Source organism: Gammaproteobacteria bacterium, assembly GCA_013696315.1.
In the GTDB taxonomy this organism is placed as follows: Bacteria; Pseudomonadota; Gammaproteobacteria; order JACCYU01; family JACCYU01; genus JACCYU01.
Window position 1 is genome coordinate 1 of sequence record JACCYU010000219.1, and the last position, 10,461, is coordinate 10,461.

The following is a 10,461-nucleotide window of genomic DNA, read 5'->3' on the forward strand; positions in this document are numbered from 1 at the left end:
CAATGTTACCCAGATTGTTACCCCTCAAGCCTTATTCCATGTTTCAAATAAATGAAACTGATATAAGTCACTGATAGGCTGGTGGGCCGTGTAGGATTCGAACCTACGACCAATGGATTAAAAGTCCACTGCTCTACCAACTGAGCTAACGGCCCATTAGTTTGATGTGGTGTTGCCATCCATGGCGCAGCAATCGTAGTTTTACCGGACACCGGCCCGAACCTCCTGTTCGGTCGCTCGGCCGGGCGAACATTCACAGGACGTTCGCCCGGCCTCGCCCAACTGAGCTAACGGCCCCACGTAGGTAATTCTGGTCGCCGATGCGCCAGACACTGCAAAGCCCGCTCATGTTACGGCGTGGCGGCCTAATGACAAGGAGTTTTTATAGCGCCGGACATCGCAGCACGGTCGGCGAGCGCCGGGAACAGACCAATAAACGACCGCCACGCTTCGACCGCTGGTGATCTATGCCGGCTTGAAATCGAGCGCCACGCCGTTGTTGCACCAGCGCTGGCCGGTGGGTTGCTGGCCGTCATCGAACACGTGGCCCTGATGCCCGCCGCAGCGCGCGCAGTGGTATTCGGTTCGTGGCCAGAACAATCCGTAGTCCGTTTTGGTTTCCACGTGGTCCTTGATGGCGGTGTAGAAACTCGGCCACCCGGTGCCGCTCTCAAATTTCCACTGGGACTTGAACAGCGGCAACGCGCACGCGGCGCAGACGTAGATTCCCGCCCGCTTCTCGTCATTGAGACGGCTGGAGCCGGGCTGCTCGGTGGCCTCGTCGCGCAACACCTCGAATTCTTCATCCGTGAGCAGTTCGCGCCACTCCTCTTCGGACTTGTGGATTTTCTTGAAGCCGCCGGACGGTTTAACCTTGTCACCCGCGTTGATATTCAAGCCCATCGGCGCGAGCGTCACGATTGTGACACCGGCCAGAAAGCGGCGCCTGTTCATAAGTAATCCTCCAGAGGTTGTGCGCCGAATTAGACGTGGCGGCGCCGGGTTCGTTCGCCGTCCAGCGAGCACCTACACGCGTTGAACATACAGTGTCGGATCCGCGATGCCCGCGTTCCGGAAGCCCTCGGCGCGAAAGCGGCACGCATCGCAGCGGCCGCAGGCATGGCCACTGTCGTTCGCGACATAGCAGGATACGGTCAGCGCATAATCGACCTGGAGCACCACGCCGCGCCGAATGATTTCCGCCTTGTCGAGCTCGATGAGCGGAGCATGCACGCGAAACCGATCGCCCTCGATGCCCGCCTTGGTGGCGAGATTGGCGAGCGATTCGAACGCGACGACGAATTCCTGCCGGCAGTCAGGATAACCGGAATAATCCACCGCATTGACGCCGATAAAAATATCGCGCGCACCTAAACTCTCCGCCCAGGCCAGCGCGACCGAGAGAAACACGGTGTTGCGCGCCGGCACGTAGGTTACCGGAATGCCTTCATTGGGCTGTTGCGGCACCGTCATGGTCGCATCGGTCAATGCGGAGCCGCCAAACACGGAGAGATCGATAGCGAATACACGATGCTCGGCCGCACCCAGTGCTTCCGCGATCCGGCGCGCGGCCACAAGCTCCGCGGCGTGCCGCTGGCCATAGCGGACGCTCAAGGCGTGACAGGTGTAGCCCGCGGCGCGCGCGATGGCGAGCACAGTCGCGGAATCCAGTCCGCCGGACAGAAGCACGACTGCTTTTTTCATTGAGGTTACAAGTTCGGGCACGAACGGGACGCCACTGCTGACGACTAATCAGTATCAGGGCAACGCGACACCGGCTCTGCTCCGTCACCGCCCCGGCACATCACCCCACAGGTATTTATGCAGCTGAATCTGTAAGCGTACGGGCAGCCGATCGGCCAGCATCCAGTCGGCCAGGAAGCCGGCGTCGAGCTCTTTATGACTGGGCGAGAACAGCACCTCGCAACGCCCTGCAAGCTGATAGCGTTCAAGCACCGCTCTGGCCCACTCGTAGTCGACACGATCGCAGATGACGAACTTTACCTGGTCCGCGCGTCCGAGGTGCTCGACATTTTCATACCGATTCTTGTCCACCTCGCCCGACCCCGGCGTCTTGAGATCGACCACTTTAACGACGCGCGGGTCGACATCTTTAATATCGATGGCGCCGCTGGTTTCAAGAGAAACTTCGTAACGCAGATCGCACAGGCGCACGAGCAGCTTCAGGCAATTTTTCTGTGCGAGCGGTTCACCGCCCGTAATCGTGACATGGCGCGCACCGTACGCCGTAACTTCCGCGGCGATATCATCCAGTTCCATCCAGCGACCGCCGCTAAACGCATATTCGGTATCGCAGTATCCGCAGCGTAGCGGACAGCCGGTCAGGCGCACGAACACCGTGGGCCAGCCCACCGTGCGTGTCTCGCCCTGCAGCGAATAGAAGATTTCGCTCACGCGCAGACGCGCGGCGTTTGCCGCCTGCACCGTATGGTTTTGCGCGACCGCGGCCACCGTCGCCTCAGTTACCTTCTCGATCCATGCGCTGCAGACGGCTTGCCGCGAGCCTTGCAACGGTGGTGTTCGGATGCTGCCGGGTCACCTCGTCAAGCACCGCGCGCGCCTGGGCCCATTGCTCCAGTTCATAGTACGTGAAACCCAGTTTGAGTCTGGCATCCGGCACCTTGGCGCTGTCTGGGTAGCGCTCGATGACCTGGCTGAATTCGGCGGTGGCGCGTTCGTAATTGCCCGACACGTAGTTGGCCTCCGCGAGCCAGTACTGCGCGTTGGACGCGTAGATGCTTTGCGGATAATCGGTGATAAAGCGGTTGAACGCATCGATCGACTCGTCGTACTGTCCGTTCTTCAGCAGTTCGAAGGCGTCGCGATACCCCTGACCGTTATCCGCACCGGCCGACGTCTCGTCTGGCGGCTCCGGTTCCGCCACCGGGTTCACGGGCGGCGTCACGTCGACCCTCGGGCCGTCCACCGCAGCCATATCGGCCGGCCGGTCATTCATCGGCGGGATTGCGGGCGCATCCGCACGCGGTACTGGATCGGAATCGGGCCCGGCGGTTTCCAGCGCGCGCAGACGCTGATCGATATCCAGGTACAGCTCGTGCTGGCGGTCCTTGAGGCCTTCCAGTGCGTAAGCTGTGCGTTCGGTCGCATCGCGCGCCGCCTGCAGTTCCCGTTGCAGACTGTCGATACGCTGCAACATTTCCATCAGCACCTTGTTGCCGAGCACGCCCTCAAGCTGGTTGACGCGATTGTCGATGTCGCTTAAGCGCCGCTCGGTAGCCGGGTCCGCTGCATGCGCCGCCGCCACACAAATGACGACGCCGCATACGGCAGACTTAAGCGTTATGCGGTGATATCTGTAGCTGGCGTCACTATTCGCCATAAACGATCTCGACCCTCCGGTTGAGCGCCCACGAACGCGGGTCTTGTCCGGGTGCTGCAGGCAGCTCTTCACCATAGCTGATGATCTCGATCTGATCATCCAGCACCCCCTGCAATTGCAACAGGCGCCGCACCGACTGCGCCCGGCGCTCACCAAGCGCGAGATTGTACTCGCGCGACCCGCGCTCGTCGCCGTGACCTTCCAGCCGCGCTTTTTGTAGCGGGTTGTTGGCGAGGTACTGCGCATGGGCATTGACGGCTGGCAGCGAATCCGCCTTGACCTGATCGCTGTCGTAATCGAAATAAATGACCCGCTTCGCAAGCGGGCTGTTCGGATCCTGCAACGGATCGAGCCGCAGCTGATCCTGATCTCCAACCCCGGCACCCTCGCCGGCGCCGCCCTCGCCCCTTGTGGTCTGTCCGGACTCATCACCACCATAAAGATCGTCCGGCAACGGCAGTGGCTCCCCGCGCGTCGCGCATCCGGCCAGACCCGCCGCCACGACAACGGTTAAAACGACGCTCAGATTACGTATAGTCATAATATTCTCCCAATTGATCGAAGATTTAGTTTGAGCCCTCACCCCCTCCAGGGCGTTGCCCCCTCTCGGCCGCCAGCAACCATAGCTTTTACCATTGACAAGTCTTGTCGCCCTACCTCTCACGCAGGCGCGGACTCAGGGCAGCGGCCCCCACACCGGCTCGCGCACCTCGCCTTCCTGCAGTCGCAGGCGCTGACTCACGCGGCCGTTCTGGCTCACCGCGGCCAGCACCCCGCGCCCCTGATAAGTAGTGGCATACAGAATCATGCTGCCGTTAGGCGCGAAACTGGGACCCTCATCCAGCGAGCCATCGGTCAGAACGCGCACGGCGCCGGTGTCGATAGCCTTTGTCGCAATCTGATACCCGCGCGCGTCGCCATGCACCATTGCGAGCTGTTCGCCGTCCGGAGAAACATCGGCGCCCGCGTTGTAGACGCCCTCGAACGTCAGCCGTTGCGGACCGTCACCGTTTACGGACTGGCGGTAAAGCTGCGGCTGGCCACTGCGATCCGAGGTAAATATCACCGACTCGCCATCGGGCGTCCACACGGGCTCGGTATCGATACTGGAATAATCGGTCAAACGCGTGAGCAAATTGCTGTTCAGATCCAGAATGTAAATATCCGGATTGCCGTTTTCCGAGCGGGTCAGCGCCAGCCGCTCACCGTCCGGCGACCAGGCCGGGGCGCTGTTCAGGCGTGTGGGGCCAGCCGTCAGACTGCGGTTGCCGCCGGCGATTTCCTGTATGTAGATCTCGGGACGCTGATTCTCGAACGATACATACGCAATACGCTCGCCGTCCGGAGACCACGCCGGTGACAGCAGTGGCCAGTCCGAGGTAAAGATTGTGACAGGATTATAGCCATCGTAGTCAGCGATCTGCAGTACGTAACGGTTTCTGCCATTGTCCCCCGCCTGCGTGCTGATGTAGGCAATGCGAGTGCTGAACGCCCCCGGCGTACCGGTCAGTTCCTCGAAAATCAGATCGCTGATCTTGTGCGCCACCCGGCGCAAATCGCCTTCTTCGACGGGGATGCTGTAACCCGCAAGCTGGCGGCCGCGAATGGCGTCCAGCAACTGAAACTGCACGTCAAAGCCGCCTATCGTGTTGGTCCGCAGGTTGCCCAGCACGATATTCTCGATGCCGTTGTTGCGCCACAGCTGATAGTTGATCTCGCTGGCGCGGGTCGCGCGCTGCGGGAATTCGTTTTCATCGATGGGGCTGAATAGACCGGTGCTGTATAAATCATTGCTGACAATGGCGGCGATATCCTCCGCCGGCTGCGCATCGCCGGGGGCCACCTGCCAGGGAAGAATCGCGATGGGCACGCCGCCTTCCACTCCTTTCGTGATCTCGATTTCGAGGACGGCATGCGCGCGCGAGACACACAAAAACAATAACAACAGCGCACATATTCCGCGCGGTATCATCCTCGATCTCATTACCCCTCCGGAGCAAACCTGAAAAGCAATTCCTGCTGAAAGACGTCAGCGTTGGGCGCCGGTGGCAAGGGGTCGGCCTTGTACACGGCGGCTTCCACCGACTGTCTGAACTCTTCGTCGCCGGTGCACTGTCGAACTTTGGCATCCAATATTGCGCCGCCTGAGGTTTGTCTGACGTAAATCACGCAGGATTCCCCGAAACCCGCGCTGGCGGGCTTGCGCCAGAGTCCTTCAACTTTTGACGCGATGGCGCTGGCCCACTGCGCCGTGAGCGACTGAAGCTCGCTCGCCGCGGCTGCCTGACGCCGGCGTTCCTCGGCGGCCTCCATGGCCGATTGCTCCTCCTCCATTATGGCCGCCACCCGTTCCTCTTCGGCCTCGCGCTCGGCTATTAATTGATCCCGCTCGCGCTGCATCTCGGCCATCAAACGCTCCTGCTCGGCGCGCCGCCGCTCTTCGGCCTCCGCTTGCTGACGTTCAAGCTCGGCCTGGCGTTGCGCTTCTTCTTCGGCTTGCTGGCGCTCCAGTTCGGCCTGACGCCGCGCCTCTTCCTCAGCTAGCTGGCGCTCCAGTTCAGCCTGACGTTGTGCCTCTTCCTCAGCTTGCTGGCGCTCCAGTTCGGCCTGACGCCGCGCTTCCTCTTCGGCCTGTTGCCGCGCGCGTTCGGATTCCTGCCGCGCTTCTTCCGCCTTTTGAATCTCCAGCTCGGCCTCGCGCCGCGCCTCCACGATCTGCTGCCGCTGCTCGGCGAGTTGCTGGCGTTCGCGCTCCAGGTCCAGTTGTGCCTGTTGCCGCGCTTCCTCCTCTGCCTGCAGACGCTCGGCCTCGGCCTGTCGCTGCGCCTCTTCCGTCGCTCGTTGACGCTCCTGCTCGGCTTTGCGCGCGGCTTCTTCCTCCGCTTCCTGGCGCTTCGCGTCCGCGCGCGCCTGACGCTGCGCGGCGATCACATCCTGCTGAATGACTTGCGCCGCGACAGTTTCGATTTGCGGCTGATTTTGGCCACTGGACTCACTGCGCATCTGAAATCCGATTACCAGCAAAATCAGCATCAGCACATGCACGCCGATCGCGGCGGCCAGCGATACGGGTATATGCCGTTTCACCTGCGGCATGGTTAGCTGCCGTCGTCGGACTCATCGGCCAGAGGGTCAGTAATCAGACCGACCCCTTGCACGCCGGCGTTCTGCAAGATCACCATGGCCTCTACGACGCGGCCGTAATTAACCGCCTCGTCACCGTTAACGTAAACCTTGATCCCCGGTTCACCCGCCAGCACCGCCTGCACGCGACCGCCCAGGTCCGTGCGCTTGACGGGCGCGCGCTGATCTTCGCCGCGGTTGAGCAGGTACCGGCCCTGGCGATCGACGGTGACAACCAGCGGCTCGGGCTGTTCCTCATCGGTGGGTAACGGCTCCGCCGGCGCGTTTGGCAGATCGACTTCCACACCCTGCTGCAGCAGAGGTGCTGTGACCATAAAGATGATCAGCAGCACCAGCATCACGTCGATGTACGGCACGACGTTGATCTCGGACATGGGCTTGCGGCGGCGGGCTGAATGATAAGCCAAGGTCGATCCTCAATTACTCACGCGTGGCATTCAGGCGTGGCGCATGCTGAGTGTGGTTGCGCGCAGTCATGCCGCGCTTTCTTCCCGACCCATCGCCTGCCGCTGCAAGAGTGCGGTGAACTCTTCGACGAAATTGTCATAGCGATTGATCAGCCGCTCGACCTCGTTCGAATAATGGTTGTAGGCGATCACCGCGGGAATGGCGGCGAACAAACCCATTGCGGTCGCGATCAGCGCCTCGGCGATACCGGGAGCGACCGCCGACAACGTGGCCTGATGCACATTGCTCAAGCCCCGGAACGAATTCATGATGCCCCACACCGTGCCGAACAGCCCGACATAAGGGCTGGTGGAACCCACGGTCGCCAGAAATGACATGTAATGTTCCAGCGAATCTACTTCGCGCGACAGCGCGACTTTCATCGATCGCTGCGCCGTGTCGGTAATCGACAGAGTCGACAGACGATTCTGACGATGCAGACGCACATACTCCTTGAACCCTGAAACAAAGATATGTTCCATGCCGCTCAGGTTGTCGCGGGCGCGAACCTGATCGTACAATTTCGCCAGATCCGAGCCTGACCAGAAATGGTCTTCGAACTGGTCCGCGGCCACGCGCGCGTCCTTGATAATCTTCCACTTGCTGACGATCATCGTCCAGGAGGCGACCGACGCGGCTAACAAAAGCAACATGACGAGTTGCACCAGCAGGCTGGCCCCGGCAATAAGTGTGTAAATGCTTAGATCAACCTGCACTGGCGAGATCCTTTTTCAGATTTGACGGAATCGATGCGGGTTTGAACGAGCGGGTTTCCAGACAGACGATTTTGGCTCGACCGGAGGCAAGGAGCGTGTCCTCGCGGCCTCCGATTGCGCGGCTGACCCGCTGTTCGAATAAAAGGCTCGCGCGGCCGACGTGCGTAACGGCCGCGCTCACATGCAGTAAGTCATTAAAACGCGCGGGCTTTAAAAAATCCACCGCAATCGAACGTACCGCGAACAGCACGCCATGCCTTGCCGCCAGCACATCCTGCTCATGGCCGAGCGCGCGCAACCATTCGGTGCGCGCCCGCTCCATGAATTTGAGATAGTTGGCATAGTACACCACCGCTGCGCTGTCCGTGTCTTCGTAATAGACACGCACGGACCAGATAAACTCTTGCACGTGAGGTTCAGTATCGGTGGAGCGCGGAATAATGTGTAGTGTCGTATGTGATTAAAGCGAATGGCGCGAATCCGCGGCATTATAGTACCTGCGAGCGCACCGTCTACACCCTGAAAAGATACCGTTGATCGACGCCGAGTCAACCATAAAACCGTATCAGGATTAGCGATACCACGTGACACCGGACGGATGCGGACTCAAGCATAGCGCGGGGTGCGCGGTTGGCATGCGCGCGAGCGGGTGTGACGCAAAAAAAAGCGCGGCATCACACCGCGCTCAACAACAGGGCTCACGAAGGAGAGAAGCCGCGCGACCTGTACCATAGCGCGGCGCTTACCGGTATTGTGGCAATGGGCCCGGTTACCCGTAGAGCCAGACAAGTGGTGGCGTCCCTGCCTGCCATTCCCATAGGCTTGCTAAAAAAGCAATCGACAAGGGGATTCAGCAACTGCTATGCCAGAATAGAAAAGCGAGGCTGCGTGGCGCCACACGCCCGTTTCGATGGGGATTCATGGCTTGCGACTGTCGCCGATAAACGACTTCGAGTTATCGACAAACGCTCCAAGCCTCTGTTTATGTAGATTGCGGCGCACCGTCGCCGGCTGCCGACATTGAACCGGTGACTTGCGACCGTTTCGTGCGCGCCCTCGCTATCAGCTAGCCGCTACTTCGACGTCTTGAACAGCGCAGGATCCAGGTGATAGCGATTAAGTAGCTTGTAGAATTCCGTTCGGTTGCGCTGCGCGAGCCGCGCCGCCTTGGTGACGTTGCCGCCGGTCATCTGCAATAGCTGAGTAATGTAGTCGCGCTCGGCGCGCTGACGCATCTCGACCAGGGACGGCAATTCGCCGGGCGGCGAGCGCAACGCCTTTTCCACCAGGGTCGCGGGAATCAGCGGCGTGGTGGACAACGCCACGGTCTGCTCGACTACGTTGTAGAGCTGACGGATGTTGCCGGGCCAGTCGTGGCGTGTCAGGGTCTCCATCGCTTCCGGCGAAAATCCTTTCACCCGAAGCCCGTAGCGGGCGCCAAGCTGGTTGATGAAATACGTGGCCAGCATCGGAATGTCCTCGCGACGCGCGGACAGCAGCGGCAGTTCCAGGGTCACCACGTTTAGCCGGTAATAAAGGTCTTCGCGAAACCTGCGCTCGATCATTGCCTGCTCGAGGTTCTGGTGCGTGGCGGAGATCAACCGCACGTCCACCGGCACATCATCGGTGGCGCCCACCGGCCGCACCACGCGCTCCTGCAACGCGCGCAGGAGCTTGACCTGAAACGTGAGCGGCATATCGCCGATCTCGTCCAGAAACAGCGTGCCCTTGTCCGCCGCCTTGAACAAACCCTCGTGATCGCGGGTGGCGCCGGTAAAGGAGCCTCGGCGATGGCCGAACAACTCCGATTCGAGCAGTTCGGAGGGTATCGAAGTGCAGTTGACTGCTACGAAGCGACCACTTGCGCGCGGGCTGGCATGATGAATTGCGCGGGCCAGCAGTTCCTTGCCGGTGCCACTGTCGCCCTGGATAAATACGCTGGCGTCCGAGCGCGCGACCAGCCGCGCCTGACGCAGCAGATCCTCCATGATCGGGCTGCGGGTGATAATGCCGCGGCGCCAGTCATGCTCGGGGTTGTTCGCGTCGTCCGCGCCCGAATCCACCTCGCCCGCGACGCTCAATGCGTTTTCCACCTGCACCAGCAGTTCCTTGCTGTCGAAGGGCTTGGTCAGAAACGAAAACACGCCGCGCCTGGTGGCGGCCACGGCTTCCTGAATAGAGCCGTGCGCGGTCAGGATAATGACCGGCAGGGTCTGATACTGGCGATGGATCGCGTCGAACAGCGCCATGCCATCCATGCCTTCCATGCGCAGGTCGGTGATGATGACGTGCGGCCGGAATACGGGCAAGCGCGCCAGCGCCTCGCTGCCGCTCTCCGCCGTCTGCACCTCCAGACCCGCGGATTTGAGACGCAGGGACAGCAGATGCAGCAGGCTTGCATCGTCATCGACCAGCAGAATTCGGTGGTTGGCCGTGTCCATTGCAAGAGGTTACCTCATTGTGGGGATTGTAAGATTAAGTGCCGCGCGGTGGCGGAGATTTAAGTACCGAGAGCCTGCGGATCAGACCGATTCCTTGCGCAGGTCAAGCGGCAGATCGACCACGAACGAAGCGCCCGTGGCGCTTAAAGTCGACGCTTCGACGTGCACGCTGCCACGATGGGCCTGCACGTATTCGCGCACGATCGCAAGCCCTATGCCGGTTCCCGCGCGCCTGGCTTCGCGCGCGGACTGGCTCTGATAAAAAATCTCGAACACCTTTTCGCGCTCGGCCGGCTCGATGCCTGGTCCCTCATCGCTCACGCACAGCCGCACGCGCGGCTTGTCTATGGTG

Annotated in this window: 12 protein-coding genes and 1 tRNA gene; all 13 read right to left on the reverse strand. The window is 60.9% G+C overall.

Annotated elements, in window-relative coordinates; genetic code table 11:
• Positions 1–79 precede the first annotated feature (79 nt).
• Positions 80–155 (reverse strand) — tRNA-Lys (locus tag H0V34_12885).
• A gap of 310 nt (positions 156–465) precedes the next feature.
• Positions 466–954 (reverse strand): peptide-methionine (R)-S-oxide reductase MsrB, encoded by a 489-nt coding sequence (gene msrB / locus H0V34_12890; protein ID MBA2492542.1) that lies wholly within the window; start codon positions 952–954, stop codon positions 466–468.
• Between the two features lie 72 nt (positions 955–1,026).
• Positions 1,027–1,725, reverse strand: a complete 699-nt coding sequence (gene queC, locus H0V34_12895; GenBank protein MBA2492543.1) for a 7-cyano-7-deazaguanine synthase QueC — start codon at positions 1,723–1,725, stop codon at positions 1,027–1,029.
• A gap of 63 nt (positions 1,726–1,788) precedes the next feature.
• Positions 1,789–2,445: a 7-carboxy-7-deazaguanine synthase QueE gene (gene queE / locus H0V34_12900; GenBank protein ID MBA2492544.1), complete on the reverse strand. Its 657-nt coding sequence runs from the start codon at positions 2,443–2,445 to the stop codon at positions 1,789–1,791.
• 34 nt (positions 2,446–2,479) lie between these two features.
• Positions 2,480–3,361 carry a tol-pal system protein YbgF gene (gene ybgF / locus H0V34_12905; GenBank protein ID MBA2492545.1) on the reverse strand — a complete coding sequence of 294 codons (882 nt, stop codon included), beginning with the start codon at positions 3,359–3,361 and terminating at the stop codon, positions 2,480–2,482.
• Positions 3,351–3,902 carry a peptidoglycan-associated lipoprotein Pal gene (gene pal, locus H0V34_12910; protein MBA2492546.1) on the reverse strand — a complete coding sequence of 184 codons (552 nt, stop codon included), beginning with the start codon at positions 3,900–3,902 and terminating at the stop codon, positions 3,351–3,353. Before pal ends, ybgF begins: the two co-directional genes overlap by 11 nt.
• Positions 3,903–4,037: 135 nt before the next feature.
• The gene (gene tolB, locus H0V34_12915; GenBank protein MBA2492547.1) at positions 4,038–5,333 is read right to left on the reverse strand and encodes a Tol-Pal system beta propeller repeat protein TolB; all 1,296 of its coding nucleotides are present in this window, start codon (positions 5,331–5,333) and stop codon (positions 4,038–4,040) included.
• 11 nt (positions 5,334–5,344) lie between these two features.
• Positions 5,345–6,457: a cell envelope integrity protein TolA gene (gene tolA, locus H0V34_12920; GenBank protein MBA2492548.1), complete on the reverse strand. Its 1,113-nt coding sequence runs from the start codon at positions 6,455–6,457 to the stop codon at positions 5,345–5,347.
• A 2-nt stretch (positions 6,458–6,459) separates the two neighbouring features.
• Positions 6,460–6,879, reverse strand: coding sequence for a protein TolR (gene tolR, locus H0V34_12925; protein MBA2492549.1), 420 nt, complete (start codon positions 6,877–6,879; stop codon positions 6,460–6,462).
• Positions 6,880–6,978: 99 nt separating this feature from the next.
• Complete coding sequence (gene tolQ / locus H0V34_12930) at positions 6,979–7,668, reverse strand: protein TolQ (protein ID MBA2492550.1); 690 nt, start codon at positions 7,666–7,668, stop codon at positions 6,979–6,981.
• Entirely contained in the window at positions 7,658–8,077 is a 420-nt protein-coding gene (ybgC, locus tag H0V34_12935) for a tol-pal system-associated acyl-CoA thioesterase (GenBank protein MBA2492551.1), read from the reverse strand. The genes tolQ and ybgC overlap by 11 nt, the downstream gene beginning before the upstream one ends.
• A gap of 664 nt (positions 8,078–8,741) precedes the next feature.
• Positions 8,742–10,109 (reverse strand): sigma 54-interacting transcriptional regulator, encoded by a 1,368-nt coding sequence (locus tag H0V34_12940; GenBank protein MBA2492552.1) that lies wholly within the window; start codon positions 10,107–10,109, stop codon positions 8,742–8,744.
• A gap of 81 nt (positions 10,110–10,190) precedes the next feature.
• On the reverse strand, positions 10,191–10,461 hold a 271-nt coding region (locus H0V34_12945), incomplete at its 5' end, for a hypothetical protein (protein MBA2492553.1).